This is a genomic window from Deinococcus sonorensis KR-87, assembly GCF_040256395.1.
Taxonomy (GTDB): Bacteria; Deinococcota; Deinococci; order Deinococcales; family Deinococcaceae; genus Deinococcus; species Deinococcus sonorensis.
In genome coordinates this window covers 1093593-1107930 of record NZ_CP158299.1, presented here as the reverse complement: position 1 = coordinate 1107930, position 14338 = coordinate 1093593, and the positions used below count along the sequence as shown (strand labels likewise).

11 protein-coding genes and 1 pseudogene are annotated in these 14338 nt (G+C 72.9%); 4 read left to right on the top strand and 8 right to left on the bottom strand.

Annotation, left to right across the window (positions count from 1 at the left end):
- The first annotated feature begins 43 nt into the window (after positions 1 to 43).
- Positions 44 to 1783 (top strand): ABC transporter ATP-binding protein, encoded by a 1740-nt coding sequence (locus tag ABOD76_RS10745; protein ID WP_350244830.1) that lies wholly within the window; start codon positions 44 to 46, stop codon positions 1781 to 1783.
- Positions 1784 to 1798: 15 nt separating this feature from the next.
- Here ABOD76_RS10745 and ABOD76_RS10740 read toward each other — a convergent pair whose 3' ends face one another.
- On the bottom strand, positions 1799 to 2182 hold the full coding sequence (locus ABOD76_RS10740) for a septum formation initiator family protein (protein WP_350244829.1): 384 nt from the start codon (positions 2180 to 2182) through the stop codon (positions 1799 to 1801).
- Positions 2183 to 2295: 113 nt separating this feature from the next.
- The gene (locus ABOD76_RS10735) at positions 2296 to 3753 is read right to left on the bottom strand and encodes a sigma 54-interacting transcriptional regulator (RefSeq protein WP_350244828.1); all 1458 of its coding nucleotides are present in this window, start codon (positions 3751 to 3753) and stop codon (positions 2296 to 2298) included.
- An 84-nt stretch (positions 3754 to 3837) separates the two neighbouring features.
- Between ABOD76_RS10735 and ABOD76_RS10730 the strand changes: the two genes are divergently transcribed.
- Positions 3838 to 4707 (top strand): AAA family ATPase, encoded by an 870-nt coding sequence (locus ABOD76_RS10730; RefSeq protein WP_350244827.1) that lies wholly within the window; start codon positions 3838 to 3840, stop codon positions 4705 to 4707.
- On the opposite strand, the gene surE is transcribed toward ABOD76_RS10730, so the two are convergent.
- Complete coding sequence (gene surE, locus ABOD76_RS10725) at positions 4694 to 5515, bottom strand: 5'/3'-nucleotidase SurE (protein ID WP_350244826.1); 822 nt, start codon at positions 5513 to 5515, stop codon at positions 4694 to 4696. The genes ABOD76_RS10730 and surE overlap by 14 nt on opposite strands.
- Between surE and ABOD76_RS10720 the strand changes: the two are divergent.
- A pseudogene (locus ABOD76_RS10720) lies at positions 5424 to 5927 on the top strand (NTP transferase domain-containing protein); the annotation flags it as partial. The gene surE and the pseudogene ABOD76_RS10720 sit on opposite strands and share 92 nt — an antisense overlap.
- Positions 5928 to 6350: 423 nt before the next feature.
- Here the strand turns inward: ABOD76_RS10720 and ABOD76_RS10715 are convergent.
- From ABOD76_RS10715 to ABOD76_RS10695, 5 genes are read right to left on the bottom strand one after another with little or no spacing between them, the layout of a single operon-like run.
- Positions 6351 to 8678 (bottom strand): helicase-associated domain-containing protein, encoded by a 2328-nt coding sequence (locus tag ABOD76_RS10715; RefSeq protein ID WP_350244825.1) that lies wholly within the window; start codon positions 8676 to 8678, stop codon positions 6351 to 6353.
- Positions 8675 to 8944 (bottom strand): hypothetical protein, encoded by a 270-nt coding sequence (locus ABOD76_RS10710; RefSeq protein WP_350244824.1) that lies wholly within the window; start codon positions 8942 to 8944, stop codon positions 8675 to 8677. Before ABOD76_RS10710 ends, ABOD76_RS10715 begins: the two co-directional genes overlap by 4 nt.
- Positions 8941 to 10638 carry a DNA repair helicase XPB gene (locus tag ABOD76_RS10705; RefSeq protein ID WP_350244823.1) on the bottom strand — a complete coding sequence of 566 codons (1698 nt, stop codon included), beginning with the start codon at positions 10636 to 10638 and terminating at the stop codon, positions 8941 to 8943. The genes ABOD76_RS10710 and ABOD76_RS10705 overlap by 4 nt, the downstream gene beginning before the upstream one ends.
- A 60-nt stretch (positions 10639 to 10698) precedes the next feature.
- Positions 10699 to 12000: an ATP-binding protein gene (locus ABOD76_RS10700; RefSeq protein ID WP_350244822.1), complete on the bottom strand. Its 1302-nt coding sequence runs from the start codon at positions 11998 to 12000 to the stop codon at positions 10699 to 10701.
- A 6-nt stretch (positions 12001 to 12006) separates the two neighbouring features.
- Positions 12007 to 12684 (bottom strand): response regulator transcription factor, encoded by a 678-nt coding sequence (locus tag ABOD76_RS10695; RefSeq protein WP_350244821.1) that lies wholly within the window; start codon positions 12682 to 12684, stop codon positions 12007 to 12009.
- 210 nt (positions 12685 to 12894) lie between these two features.
- Between ABOD76_RS10695 and ABOD76_RS10690 the strand changes: the two genes are divergently transcribed.
- Positions 12895 to 14313, top strand: coding sequence for a TolC family protein (locus ABOD76_RS10690; RefSeq protein ID WP_350244820.1), 1419 nt, complete (start codon positions 12895 to 12897; stop codon positions 14311 to 14313).
- The last annotated feature ends 25 nt before the right edge of the window (positions 14314 to 14338 follow it).

The window sequence follows — 14338 nt, the reverse complement described above, 5'->3', positions numbered from 1 at the left end:
GACGCTACTTATACAGGTCTGCAGGCGCTAGCCTCCACCCAGCATGCCTGCACCCGCTGGTCCGTCCGTCACCCGCCGCCTGTACGGCCTGCTGACGCCCTACCGCCGCACCGTCGCGCTGGGCCTGCTGTTCCTGATCGGTAGCGTGGCCGCCGAGCTCTACCCGCCGCTGGTGTGGGGCCGGGTGGTGGACGTGGGCCTGATGCACCGCGACTGGACCTACATCGGCTGGCAGCTGGCGCTGCTGGTGCTGGTGTTCGCGGTGCAGCAGCTGCTCTCGGCGTGGCGCGGGGTGCTGCTGGAGCGGGCCGGGCAGCAGCTCACCCTGGACCTGCGGCTGCGGCTCTACGACACGCTGTCCGGGCAGTCGGCGGCGTACTTCGAGGCGCAGCGCACCGGCGACCTGCTCTCGCGCGTGACGGCCGACGTGGACGGCATTCAGGACGTGCTGCTGCGCGGCACCGACGCGGTGCTGGGCAACCTGCTGCGGGTGGTGGGCGTGATTGCCATCTTCATTGCGCTGCAACCGCTGCTGGGCGTGGTGGTCACGATCCCGATGCTGATCGTGGCCCTGATGCTCCGCCGCTACAACCGCACGGTGCGCCCGGCCTACCGCGCGGCCCGCAACCGGCTGGGCGACCTGTCGGCCCTGATCACCGACCGGCTGGCCGGCATCCGGGTGGTGCAGGGCTTCGCGCGGGAAAACGCAGAGGCCGCCCGGGTGGCCGACATTGGGCAGCAGCTGTACCAGGAGGGCGTGCGGGCCGTGATGATCCGCAACCGCGCCTTTCCGGTGGTGCGCTTCGTCTCGAACTTCGGCAACATCCTGATGCTGGGCGGCGGGGTGCTGCTGATCGCGCGCGGGCAGTTCACGCTGGGGGGCCTGCTGGCCTACCGCGGCTACGGGCGCTACTTCTACGGTCCCATTGACGATCTGGTGAACATCAATGACCTGCTGCAGCGGGCCGAGGCGAGTGGCCGGCGCATCTTCGAGGTGCTGGACGCGCCCCGGCAGATTCAGCAGCGCCCCGACGCCCACGCGCTGGCGCAGCCGGCCCGGGGCGAGGTGCAGTTCGAACACGTCACGTTCGGCTACGACCCCTCACAGCCGGTGCTGCGCGACCTGAACCTGCACGTGCGGCCCGGCGAGCGGGTGGCGCTGCTGGGCCGCTCCGGGGCAGGCAAGAGCACCCTGATCTCGCTGCTGACCCGCACCCATGACCCGCAGCAGGGCCGGGTGCTGCTGGACGGGCAGGACGTGGGGGCGCTGACGCTCGCCTCGCTGCGGCGCAGCGCCGCCCTGATGCAGCAGGACACCTTCCTGTTTCACGACACGGTGCTGGAGAACGTGCGCTACGCCCGCCCGGACGCCACCCCCCAGGAGGTGGAGGACGCGCTGCGGATCGCCAGCGCCTGGGACTTTGTGCAGGCGCTGCCGCAGGGTCTGCAGACGATGGTGGGCGAGCGCGGCGTGCGGCTGTCGGGCGGACAGCGTCAGCGCCTCGCCATCGCGCGGGTGCTGCTGGCCCGCCCGGCCGTGCTGCTGCTGGACGAGCCGACCAGCGCCGTGGACGCCGAGTCGGAGGCGAGCATCGTGGAGGCGCTGGAACGCCTGATGCGCGGCCGCACTGCCCTGATCGTGACGCACCGGCTGTCGCTGGCCCGCACCGCCGACCGGGTGGTGGTGCTGGAGGATGGCCACGTGGTGGAGGAAGGCGCGCCGAACCTGCTGCGCGACCGGGGCGGCCGGTACGCCGAGCTGGAAGCGGCCGCCCAGCTGTAGCTCAGCGCGGGGCGCTCACGGCAGCCGCACCGGGTCGCAGTTGCCGCCGGGGCCGTCGGTGGCGCCCTGGGCCACCACCACCGTCTCGCCGGTGCCCACGAAGCCCAGGCAGCGGGCCATCGCGGACAGGTAGTCCGGGTCGCTGCCGTGGGCGCGGGTGTCCTGCAGCACCCGCAGGTCCTGCCGCAGCTGCGCCACCTCGCGCTGCACCGTGCGCGTCTCGGCCTGCCAGGCGTAGTGGCGGTACAGACTGTTGCCGATCAGGAAGGTCATCTGGACGCTGCCGAGCGCGGCCAGGGCGCTGGCGAGCATCAGGGTCAGCGGCAGCTGCTGCCAGGGCAGGCCGCGCAGGTTCGGCACCTTCCAGGGCAGCTTCCAGGTGGGCGGGCGCAGACGCATCAGCGCCAGTGTAGGGGAAGCGGCCCGGAGCATGGTAAGGAGCGCGTGGGGCGACAACAGGAGCGCGGACCCGGAGAACATCCCCAGGTCCGCGCTCCTGTGCTGCCTTCAGCTCAGTTCCAGCGGCCACCACGGCGGGCGCCGGCCGTCTCCTGCTCGGGGGCGGCGTAGGTCTCCTCGGCGCGGCTGAGCTTCTTGCGGCCGTACAGGCCCTCCAGGATGAACTCGGCGGCACTCACCCGCACGGCGTCGTCGCTGCTGGCCGCCACCTCACCGGCCAGTTCGAACAGGCCCGGCACCTCGCGGGTGCTCTGCAGCGCCGCCTTGGCCGCGCCCACCTGCGGCAGCCGGAACACGTGGCCTTCCTCGAACCACTTCTCCAGGTTGCGGGTGTCCAGGCTGCCGTAGCGTCGGGCGTACACCTGTCCGGCGGCCTTGCGGATCACCTCACGGGCCACCGTGTCGGCGCCCTTCAGCTCGCCCTCGTACTCCAGCTCCAGCTTGCCGGTGATGGCCGGCAGGCCCGCGTACACGTCGCTGACGCGCACCACCGCCGTGTCCTGGCCCTCGCGCAGGGCGCGGGCCTCGGCGTTGGCGCCGCTCACCTCCATGAGTGAGATCGGGAGGCGCTGCGACACCCCGCTGAGCTTGTCCACCCGGCCGTCCTCGCGCGCCTGGAAGGCGATCTCCTCGATCAGCTCGGCGATGAAGGGCGGCACCGTGACGTTCTCGGTCTGGTACGCCTCCTGGCGGGTGATGTCCATGCCCAGCTCCACGCTGGTGGGGTAGTGGGTGCGGATCTCCGAGCCGATGCGGTCCTTGAGCGGCGTCACGATCTTGCCGCGCGCGGTGTAGTCCTCGGGGTTGGCGCTGAACACCAGCATCACGTCCAGCTCCAGCCGGATCGGGTAGCCCTTGATCTGCACGTCGCCTTCCTGAAGGATGTTGAACAGCGCCACCTGCACCTTGGGGCTCAAATCGGCCAGCTCGTTCACGGCGAACACGCCGCGGTTGGCGCGCGGCAGCAGCCCGAAGTGCATGCTGCGCACGTCACCCAGCGCGGTGCCGAGGCGGGCGGCCTTGATCGGGTCCACGTCGCCGATCAGGTCGGCCACCGTCACGTCGGGGGTGGCCAGCTTCTCCACGTAGCGCTCGCTGCGCGGAATCCAGCGGATCGGGAGCTCCAGGCCGTGCGTCTCCAGCATGGCCCGGCCCTCCGCCCCGATCGGGTTGAGCGGGTCGTCGTTGATCTCGCTGCCCTCGATGGCCGGGACGTGCTCGTCGAGCAGGTCGGTGATGGCGCGCAGGATGCGGCTCTTGGCCTGACCGCGCAGGCCCAGCAGGATGAAGTTCTGGCGGGCCAGCAGCGCGTTGATCAGCTGCGGCACCACCGTGTCGTCGTAGCCGACCACGCCGGGGAACAGCGGTTCCCCGCTGCGCAGCTTGCGGGTCAGGTTGGCGCGGACCTCGTCCTGCACCCGGCGGCTTTTGCCGTCGAAGGGGGCGCGGCCCACGTAGTCGGGAAGGGCGAGGAGCTCTGCGAGCGTACGGGCCTGGGTATGGTCTGCCATGTTGCCCGGACGGTATCACGCACAGGTTTGAGGAAATGTCGCGCACACCGCTCACCACATGAGAAACGCTATGCTGCCGCCATCATGACGCTCCCCGAACTGCACGGGGCACTGCGCGAGCACGGCTATGTCGCGTCTGCCCCCCTGGCCACGGCCCTGACGCTGGTGACCCGGCTAGGCCGTCCGCTGCTGCTGGAAGGCCCGGCCGGGGTCGGCAAGACCGAGGCGGCCAAGACGCTGGCCCGCTCGCTGGACACCCGGCTGATCCGGCTGCAGTGCTACGAGGGCCTGGACGCCAGCACCGCGCTCTACGAGTGGAACTATCCGCGTCAGCTGCTGCGGCTGCGGCTGTGGGAACAGCAGGGCACGGCGCCCAGCGAGCAGGACCTGTACGGCCCGGACTTTCTGCTGCGCCGCCCGCTGCTGGAGGCCATCTCGCAGCCGGTGGCCCCGGTGCTGCTGATTGACGAGGTGGACCGTGCCGACGAGGCCTTCGAGGCCTTTCTGCTGGAGCTGCTCTCCGAGTGGCAGATCAGCATTCCGGAACTCGGCACCTTCAGCGCCGTGACGCGCCCGCACGTGATCCTGACCAGCAACCGCGCCCGCGAACTGAGCGACGCGCTGCGCCGCCGCTGCCTGTACCTGTGGGTGGACTACCCCTCCCCCGAACAGGAGCTGGAGATCGTGCGCGCCCGGCTGCCGGACCTGGACGCCCGGCTGGCCCGGCAGCTGACCGGGGCGGTGGCGTACCTGCGCGGCCTGCCGCTCAGCAAGCCGCCGGGCGTGGCCGAGACGCTCGACTGGGCCGAGGCGCTCGTCACGCTGCACCGGGGCGAGCTGGACGCCGCCACGGTGCAGGACACGCTCGGCTGCATCCTGAAGCTGCGCGAGGACCAGCAGCTGGTGGGCCGCGACCTGAGGAAGGTGCTGGACGCCGCCCTCAGGGGCGCGTAACGGCCGCCTCCACCTGTGGCAGCTGGCCGCCCAGCGTCTCCAGCAGGTCGCGGGCGGTCAGGTCCAGCCGGATCGGGGTGACGCTGGCGTAGCCGTTCATCACGGCGCCGTAGTCGGTGTCGTCGCCCACCTCGTCGGCGCGGATGGTGCCGGCCACCCAGTAGTAGTCGCGGCCTTCCGGGTCCTGGCGCTCTACCAGGCTGTCCTCGTAGCGGTGGTCCGAGAGGCGCGTGGCCCGCGCGCCCTTCAGGTCGCCGGCCGGGAAGTTGACGTTCAGCAGCGTGCGCGGCGGCAGGCCCGTTTCCAGCACCTGCCGCACCAGGTCGGCCGCGTAGCGCGCGCCGGCGTCAAAGCTGTACTCGCCCGACGCGCTGCTCACCTGACTGAAGGCGATGCTCGGCAGCCCGAAGGCCAGCCCCTCGATGGCCGCCGCCACCGTGCCGGAGTGCGTCAGGTCGTGACCCATGTTGGGGCCCAGGTTGATGCCGCTGATCACCAGGTCCGGCTGGCCCAGCAGGTGCACGCCCAGCACCACGCAGTCGGCGGGGGTGCCGTCCACCCGGTAGGCGGGCACCTCACCGAAGCCCGCCGAGGCGGTGTGGCGGAAGCGCAGCGGCCGGCGGATGGTGATGCCGTGGCCCACCGCCGACTGTTCCACGTCCGGGGCCACCACCCGCACGTCGGCGAAGGCCGAGACGGCCAGCGCCAGCGCCTTGATGCCGGGAGAGAAGATGCCGTCGTCGTTGGCGACCAGCACGCGGGGCCGCCCGGAGGCGCCGAAGGGAAGCACAGAGGTCACGGAAGTCATGCTGGTCACTATAGGGTGCGGCCCGGCCGGGCCCCGGTGCTACGCTGGGCGGCGTATGGCTCCTGCTGAAACGTGGAATGCACTGGTGCTGGGCGGTGGTGACCCGGGCGATCCCTTCGCGGCGGCGCACGGGGTCAAGGTCAAGCCGCAGATTCAGCTGGAGGGCCGCCCGATGGCCGGCTACGTGCTGCAGGCGCTGCGTGACAGCGGCCGGGTGGCGCAGGTGGCCTACGTCGGGCCGGTGCCGGACGGCCAGGACGCAGGGGTGGACCTGCGGCTCACCGACCACGGCTCGCTGCTGGCCAACCTGGAGGGCGGCGCCCGCGCATTGGCCGAGCACAGCGGCACCCCGCACATGCTGGTGGTGACGGCCGACATTCCGCTCATCACCGCGCAGATGGTGCAGGACGTGCTGGACAGCGCCCCCGACGCGGGACTGGTGTACCCGATCGTGCGGCGCGAGGTGTGCGAGGCGGCGTATCCGGGCGTGAAGCGCACCTACGCCCGGCTGCAGGACGGCACCTTCACCGGCGGCAACCTGTTCCTGCTGGACGCCCGGCTGATCTCACGCGTGCTGCCGCGCCTGCGCGAGGTGCTAGCGACCCGCAAGCAGCCGCTGAAGCTGGCCTCGCTGATCGGCTACGGGGTGCTGCTGCGGCTGCTGCTGGGCCAGCTGAGCATCCAGCAGCTGGAAACGCGCGTGAGCGCCCTGCTGGAGGTGCCGGCCCGCGCCCTGATCACCGAGCATGCGGCCATCGGCACCGATGTGGACAAGGACGGCGATCTGGAGCTGGTGACGTCGGGTATTGAGCGCCCGGGGCGGCCCGGCCAGCCGCTAGCGCAGCGCGAGCCCCAGCACGTACCCGATGCGGATGCGCTCGTCCTCGCCGTCCGGCAGCCGGCGGGCCAGCAGGTAGGGCGTGCTCCCCTCGCGCACCACCTGCAGCGGACGCACCAGCTCCTGCCGGGTACGCCCGGGGCGGCTCTCGCCGTACCAGCCGTGGTAGGTCTCGGTCTGGTACATCAGCTGCAGGTTGCTGCCCAGCTCAATGGCCCGCTCGATCAGGGCGCGCTTCTGGCGGGTGTCGTCCGGGAACTCGTAGTCGGCGGCGCCTCCGCTGGCCGCCGGGGTGGCGCTCAGGGTGGCGGCCGGACCCAGGCCCAGCTGCGCGAGCGCCGCCCGCAGCGCCTCCTCCTGCCCCGCCTGCACCAGCAGCAGCCCCGGCCCCAGCGGCCCCACCAGATGGTCGGCCAGCTGCGGATACTGCGCCAGCTCGGCCGCTTGCGGGTGCTGCAGCAGCGTGGCGCTGGCCAGCACCGGAGGCGGCTGCACCCCGGACCACACTCCCAGCTGCAGCCGCAGCACCGCCGGCAGTTCCCCCTCCACCCTCGCCTCCAGCTCGCGCACCACCGCGCCGGGCAGCTGTCCCGGCGCGGCGGGCCGCAGGGTGTAGGTGTCGCCGTCGCGCTCGGCCAGCGCGGCGAGCCAGCGGCGGGCCAGAAAGTCCAGCTCGCCGCGCCGCTGCAGGCGACCGTCCGGCAGCACCTGCAGGCTGCGGGCCGGCGGCCGGTCATAGCGCACCACGGCCGCGCCGGCGGGTGTGACCGGGCTGGGCGGTAGCAGCAGCGCCGCTCCGATGGCCGTGCCCCCGCGCCGCTCCCGGTACGCGTCGCGCTCGGCCGTGTCGGGGAACTCCAGCAGCGTGACGCCGGTGTGCAGCACCATCCGCTCCCGGCGGGCCGCCCAGCCTTCCAGCGTGCTGCGGACCCCGGCCGGCAGCGCGGTGGCTGAGGCGCGGCTCAGGCCCTCCAGCAGTGTTTCCAGCGTCAGGCCCGCCTCCAGCGCGGCGTATACGCTCTCGCGGGTGAGCCGGTAGCTGGCCGAGTGCCGGTCGAAGCGCAACGCCTGCGCCGCCGAGAGCAGCCGCAGCCGTTCTCCGTTCAGCTGGGCCGGATACACCAGCAGCTCGAAGTTCGGCTGCACGATCCAGGCGGGGCCCGGCAGGACCGCCGCGTCTGCCCCGCTCAGCGCGGGTGCAGCCGCCACCACCAGATCGGTGGCCTCGCCGCTCCCCAGCGCCACCAGCCCCAGCGTGTGCAGCGGGCCGCTCAGGGCGTGGCGCAGCCAGCCGTGCCAGGCGTCGGCCTTGCCCTTCCACGACGGCGCGCGCAGCACCGGCGGCGTCACCGTTTCGAGCGCCATCGCCAGCGCGCTCAGGGTGGTGGGGCCCGGCAGTGCGGTCAGCACGGCCATCAGCGCCGAGCGCAGCCCCGACAGGTGGGCCAGCGCGTACCCGGCCTCGTCCAGCGGGGCGGTCAGCGCCGGATACAGCCGGGCCAGCTTGCGCAGCAGCGCCGCCGCGTCCTGGCGGAACACCCGGCCGGACAGGGCGTCCGGGGCCGGCTGCACCCCGCTCTCGCTCGCCACCAGCACGCCGCAGCGCACCGCCACCTCCAGCCACAGCTCCAGCTCCGGCACCGCCGGCACCGTGCGGGCCAGCCGCTTCAGCGCGCTGCGGTTGTACTCGCCCTGGCGGGTGTACGGCAGCCCCCCGGCCGCCTGCACCCCGCGCAGCACCTCCAGCAGGTGCAGCTGCGCCAGCTGCGGGTCGCTGCCGGGCGGGGCGGCGGCCGGCGGGAACCCCAGCCGCACCGGCAGCGGCGGCGTCTCGGGCAGGGCGGCCAGCAGGCGGTCGTCGGCGCTCAGGTCCGGGCTGCCCACGTCCAGGCCGGCGCCGTAACTCTCCATGAACGGATTGGGCAGGCTGGTGGGCAGCAGCAGCCCGTCGGCCAGCAGCGTCCAGATCACTTCCGCGCCGTCGAAGCGGGCCGGGGGGTAATGGCGGTACAGTTCCACCCGTACCGGCCGGCTGACACTCAGGCCACGTGCCCGGGCGCCGGCCAGCAGCTGCCAGCCGTTGATCCGGCCCCCGCCACGCCGCACCTCCCCCAACGCGTAGCGTTCCAGCGGGGTCAGGTCGTCCACCAGCGCCCGCAGCGCCTGCGGGTCGTCGAGCGCCTCGCTGATGACCGTGCGCGCCCGCTGCATGGCCCGCGCCTCGCGCCCCGGCGCGTACCGTCCGGCAATGCGGATCAGCTGCGGCGCGGCCATGCGTTCCAGCAGGTCGTCGAGCCGCAGGCCGGGCCCGGCCGGCTGGCTCACGTGCCCTCCGACACGCGTGGGGTATGGCCGGCCTTGCGCAGCGCCGTGAGCAGCCGCTCCTGCGCGTCCGGCTGCACCAGCGCGAAGTGGTCGTCCAGCCGCGCCAGGATGTGCACCGACAGCTTCGGGCTGGCCATCAGGGCGTCCAGGTCGCTCTTCTCCTGCACCTCCAGCAGCGTCAGCGGACGGTGGGCCGTTAGCTGCGCCACCCCGTCCGCGCCCGCCGGCTCCACTTTCGGCCCCCTTCCGCGCCGCTTCTGGGTCACGCCTGCACCCGGCCCGGCTGCAGCTCTGCCGCGTCCAGGATGCGGTAGGCGTAGCCCTGCTCGGCCAGGAACAGCTGGCGGTGGTGGGCGTGGTCCTCCTCGCTGGTCTCGCGGCTCACCACCGTGTAGAAGGTGGCACCCCGGCCGTCCTGCTTGGGCCGCAGCAGCCGCCCCAGCCGCTGCGCCTCCTCCTGCCGCGACCCGAAGGCGCCCGACACCTGAATCAGCAGCTCGGCGTCCGGCAGGTCCAGGGCAAAGTTGCCCACCTTGCTAATCACGATGGTGGACAGCCGCCCCTCTCGGAACGCCTGGAACAGCCGCTCCCGCTCGGCCTGGGGCGTCTTGCCGGTGATGAGCGGCGCCTCCAGATCGGCAGCGATGAGTTCCAGCTGGTCCAGATACTGCCCGATCACCAGGGCCGGCGCCCCGGGATGCTGCTCCAGCAGCCGGCGCACCAGCGGGCGCTTGGCCGGGTTCTCGGCGGCGATGCGGTGTTTCTCGCGGTCCGGGGCGGCGGCGTAGCTGACCCGCTCGTCGGCGGGCAGCGGCAGGCGCACCTCCACGCACTCGGCCGGGGCGATGTAGCCGTCCTGCTCCAGCGTCTTCCAGGGCCGGTCGTAGCGCTTCGGCCCGATCAGCGCGAACACGTCACCCTCGCGGCCGTCCTCGCGCACCAGGGTGGCGGTGAGGCCCAGGCGGCGGCGGGCCTGCACCTCGGCGGTCAGCCGGAACACCGGGGCCGGCAGCAGGTGCACCTCGTCGTAGATGATCAGCCCCCACTCGGCCGCCCCGATCAGGTCCATGTGCGGGTAGGCGTCGGGGCTGTCCGGGTCGCTGCCCCGGCGGCGGTGCGTCAGCATCTGGTAGGTGCACAGCGTGACCGGGGTGAACGGGCGGCCCTTCTGGTACTCCGACACCTCGTCCGGCGTGAGGGAGGTGCGGGCCAGCAGTTCCCGGTGCCACTGCGCCACGCTGGTGCGGTTGGTGGTGAGCACCAGCGTGCGCTGGCCCACCAGCGTCATCGCCACCATGCCCACCACCGTCTTGCCGCTGCCGGGCGCCAGCACCACCACGCCGCTGCCGCCCTCCACGCTGCCGCCCCGGTAGAAGGCCTCGGCGGCCTGCTGCTGGTAGTCGCGCACCTGCAGGTCCGGGGCCAGCGTGAAGGGATAGTCCAGCCCGTCGGCGTAGCCGGCCCGGTCGTCCAGCGGCCAGCCGGCGTCCAGCAGCGCCGTCTTGATGACGCCCCGGTGCGCCAGCGGCACCGCCCAGACCGCCTCACCCATCCGGTCACCCAGCAGCGGGCCCACCGCCCGGTTGCGGCCCAGTTCGGTGAGCAGCGCGGCGTCCTCCGGCCCGGCCACCAGCAACAGCCCGCCATCCACCGGTTCCAGCCGCAGCCGGCCCCAGCGCCCCACCAGCTCGCGGATGTCGGTCTCGACGTTCTGGGGCACCGGGAACTTGGCGTGCCGCGAGAGCGCGTCCACCATCTGCCCGGCGCTCATGCCGGCCGACGCCGCATTCCACAGCGACAGCGGCGTGATGCGGTAGGTGTGCAGGTGCTCCGGGCTGCTGACCAGTTCCGCGAAAGGCGCCAGATCGGCGCGGGCGGCCTCGGCGCGCGGGCTGTACGCTTCCAGGAACACCGAGCGGTCCGCCTGCACGATCAGCGGGTTGGCCGGATCAAACGTCACCACCCCACTATACGGGCGCGGTCCGGAGCCGAAGCAGGCCAGGGCACAGGTTCAGCAGCGTCACGCGGGGACCAGCGGCAGCGTCACGGTGGCGCGGGTGCCGCCCAGTGGCGAACCGGACAGCTGCACCGTGCCGCCGTGCGCCTGCGTCAGCGCCCGCACCACCGAGAGGCCCAGGCCGGTGCCGCCGGTGTCACGGGAGCGCGAGGTCTCCAGCCGGGTGAAGGTGCCGAACACGTTCTCGCGCTCGTCCTCGGGGATGCCGGGGCCATCGTCGTCCACATGCACCAGCAGCGCCCGGGGCCCCGCCTGCACGCTCAGCGACACCTGCTGGCGGGCGTGCTTCAGGGCATTCTCGGTCAGGTTGACCAGCACCTGCCGGATGCGGTCCGGGTCGGCCAGCAGCCGGGCCGGCTCGCCGCTCACCTGCACGTCCAGGCCGCGCAGGCTGGCGGCCTTCAGGTCGCGCGCCACCGACTCGGCCAGCGACAGCAGCTCCAGTTCGCGCTTGTGCAGCGCCAGCTGCCGCACCTCGGCCAGTGAGACGGTCCGCAGGTCCGCCACCAGCCGGGTCAGCAGCTGCGTCTGGGCGGACAGCTGGCTCACCTCCTCCAGCGTCAGCGGGAAGATACCGTCCTCGATGGCGTCCAGCCGCGCCTGCATCACGGTCAGCGGGGTGCGCAGCTCGTGGGCGATGCTCGCCACCGAGTTGCGCCGCTCCTGCTCCAGCACCTCCAGGCTGCGGGCCATGGCGTTGAAGTTCTGGGCCAGTTCGGTCACCTCGCGGTCGCCGGGATAGACCTGGGCGCGGGTGCTCAGGTCGCCGGCCGCCACCTTGACGGCCGCCTCCGACACCGCGCTGATCGGGCGGGCGATGCGCCGGGCCAGGAACAGCGCCAGCACCAGCCCGGCCGCCACCGACACCAGGGTCGCGCCCTGCAGGCTCTGGCCCACGTCGTGCAGGAAGTTGCGGGCGCGGTCAAAGTAGCGGCGCGGCACGAAGCGCCGCACCGGGGCCGGCGGGCCGATGGGCCGCAGGTCCGGCTGCGCGCTGGCCACCAGCCGGCCGGTCAGCGTGCCGGGGCCGGTCAGGTTTCCGGTCAGCACGCCGTCCTGGGACGTGAAGGCCGGGTTGATGCCGCTGCTGTCCACGTCCGGCGGCCGGAACTGCACCCGGATTTCCGGTGGGAGCTGGTTCACCTGCCGCTGCACCACCTGGTTGGCGAAAAACAGCAGGCTGCCGGCGGTGACGGCCACCACCAGCAGCATCACCGCCAGCAGGCTGCCGGCCAGACTCGGCGAGCGCATCCGCCGCCGCAGCGCCTGCCAGCCCCCCCGCACCGTGTCCGTCACCGCCGCCATCCGCGTTCAGTCCTCACTGAGCCGGTAGCCGACACCCCGGACCGTCTGCAGCAGCCCGGCCCCCCCGGCCGCCTCCAGCTTGCGCCGGGCGCTCGCCAGGTGCGCGTCCACCACCCGTTCCAGCGCGTCGCTGTCCGGCAGGGCTGCCGAGAGCAACTCGGCGCGGGTGAACGCCCGGCCCGGCGTGCTGGCCATGTGCGCCAGCAGCCGGAACTCGGCCGGGGTCAGGGCGAGCGCCGCGCCATGCAGCCGGGCCAGCACCGCGCCGGTGTCGATTTCCAGCGGCCCGATGCGGTACACCTGCGGCGTCTCGCTGCCCGCCTGACTGCGGCGCAGTACCGCCTTGACCCGCGCCATCACCTCGCGCGGGCGGAACGGCTTGACCACGTAGTCGTCGGCCCCGAACTCCAGGCCCAGCACCTGATCGGTCTCCTCGGCGCGGGCCGTCACCAGGATCACCGGCGTCTGGCCGTCGGCCCGCACCGCCCGCAGCACGTCCATGCCGCTCAGCCCGGGCAGCATCAGGTCCAGCAACAGCAGGTCCGGACGGGCCGCCCGGTACAGCGCCAGCGCCGACTTGCCGTCGGCCGCCTTCTCCACACGGTGGCCCTCCTGCTTCAGGTAGGCCTCCAGCACACCCGCAATCTGCGGCTCATCTTCCACGACCAGGACCAGGGCACTCATGGGGCCATGCTAGGCCCTCCCCTCGAAGGTTTGAAGCAGATGAACGCTGCGGCCAGGGCAGCATTAGAGGCGCGTTCATGCCCCTCAGGGCAACCGGCTTGGCGGCCTGCACCGCGTCTCACACGGCATCGGCCTCCCTTCGCAACCATCTTCGATAAATCTTCACACAGCATGCGAAGTCGCTTCGCCAAGGCCCCGCAGCATGCAGCTATGCAGCCACCTCCACCGCGTTCCTTCCACCGTTCTGCCCGGCGGGTTCTGCTGACCCTGCTGCTGGCACCGGCCACCGCGCTGGCCCAGTCAGCTGAGCCGGCGCCGGCCGCGCCGCCGGCGGCCCAGGCGCCCACGGCGCCGGTCAGCGGCGCGGCCATCACCCTGGATCAGGCGCTGGCGGCGCTGCCCGGCTCGGTGGCGTACCAGCGGGTGCAGCTGGCGCTGGCCAGCGCCCAGGCGCAGTACGACGCGGCCCGCGCCGCCGGGGGCCTGACCGCCGGGGTGTCGGGCAACGGCAGCTACAGCTCGGCCGGCACCACCGCCCAGGACGGCAGCGCCTCCTCCGCCACCACCCTGAGCGCCACCGCCACCCTGAGCGCGCCGCTGCTGCCCTGGAGCAACGCGGCGCTGGGGCTGCAGCAGGCCACCCGTAGCCTCGCCACCGCCCGCGCCAATTTCGCGCAGGGGGTGGCGGGGCTGCGGGTCAGCGTGTATCAGGCCTACGCCAAAGGGGTGGCCGCGCAGCAGAACCTGGAGATCGCCACCCGCAGCCTGCAGCTGGCCGAGCGCACCCTGGCCCAGCAGCAGGCCGCGCAGGCGCTCAACAACGCCACCGCTGCCACGGTGCAGGGCGCCCAGGCCAGCGTGCTGAGCGCCCAGACCACCCAGCGGCAGGCGCAGGCGGACCTGGACTCGGCCCGGCGCGCCCTGGGCAACCTGACCGCCCGCGACCTGAGCGGGGCCACCTTCGAGGCGACCGGCAGCGACGTCCCGGCCCTGCCAACGCTGGAACAGGCACTGGCCGCCGCTCGGACATTCAGCCCGGACCTGCAGGCGGCCCAGGCGGCCTTGCAGGCGGCCCAGAGCACCCTGGCCCAGGCGCAGCGCGACCGGGCCATTCCCGCCGCCACCCTCACCGCCGGGTACGGCGCGGCCAGCAAACTCACGGCCAGCCTGAACGTGCAGAGCGGGGTCGGCAGCCTGAGTTACAGCCAGCCGCTGCTGGGCGGCGCGTCCGGCTCGGGCAGCAGCGCGGCGTCGTTCACGCTGGGCCTGAACGCCAGCTTCAACGTGCTGGACCCGGGCGCCGACGCCCAGATCCGCAGCGATCAGGTGGCAGTGCAGTCCGCCCAGGCGGCCGTGCTGGCGCAGCAGCAGACGGTCGAGCAGACGCTGCGCGACACCTACAGCAGCGCCCAGATCGCCCAGCAGGCCATCCGCGACCGTGAGGCCGCGCTGACCCAGACCACCACCGCGCTGAACACCGCCCAGGCGCGGCTGCAGGCCGGCACCGGCACCGAGACCGAGCTGCAGCAGGCGCAGCTGGCCCAGCTGCAGGCGCAGCGTGACCTGATCGCGGCCCGCTTCACGGCGCTGGCCGCCGCCGCCCAGCTCTCGGCGCTGACCGGCCCGTGACGCGCCCGCACCCGGCCCTCCCCCT

Bases quoted from the DNA above. Each gene is read 5' to 3' on its own strand.
- ABOD76_RS10740 (WP_350244829.1), bottom strand. From the start codon at position 2,182: ATGCGTCTGCGCCCGCCCACCTGGAAGCTGCCCTGGAAGGTGCCGAAC.
- ABOD76_RS10730 (WP_350244827.1), top strand. From the start codon at position 3,838: ATGACGCTCCCCGAACTGCACGGGGCACTGCGCGAGCACGGCTATGTC.
- ABOD76_RS10690 (WP_350244820.1), top strand. From the start codon at position 12,895: ATGCAGCCACCTCCACCGCGTTCCTTCCACCGTTCTGCCCGGCGGGTT.
- surE (WP_350244826.1), bottom strand. From the start codon at position 5,515: ATGACTTCCGTGACCTCTGTGCTTCCCTTCGGCGCCTCCGGGCGGCCC.
- ABOD76_RS10735 (WP_350244828.1), bottom strand. From the start codon at position 3,753: ATGGCAGACCATACCCAGGCCCGTACGCTCGCAGAGCTCCTCGCCCTT.
- ABOD76_RS10700 (WP_350244822.1), bottom strand. From the start codon at position 12,000: ATGGCGGCGGTGACGGACACGGTGCGGGGGGGCTGGCAGGCGCTGCGG.
- ABOD76_RS10695 (WP_350244821.1), bottom strand. From the start codon at position 12,684: ATGAGTGCCCTGGTCCTGGTCGTGGAAGATGAGCCGCAGATTGCGGGT.
- ABOD76_RS10745 (WP_350244830.1), top strand. From the start codon at position 44: ATGCCTGCACCCGCTGGTCCGTCCGTCACCCGCCGCCTGTACGGCCTG.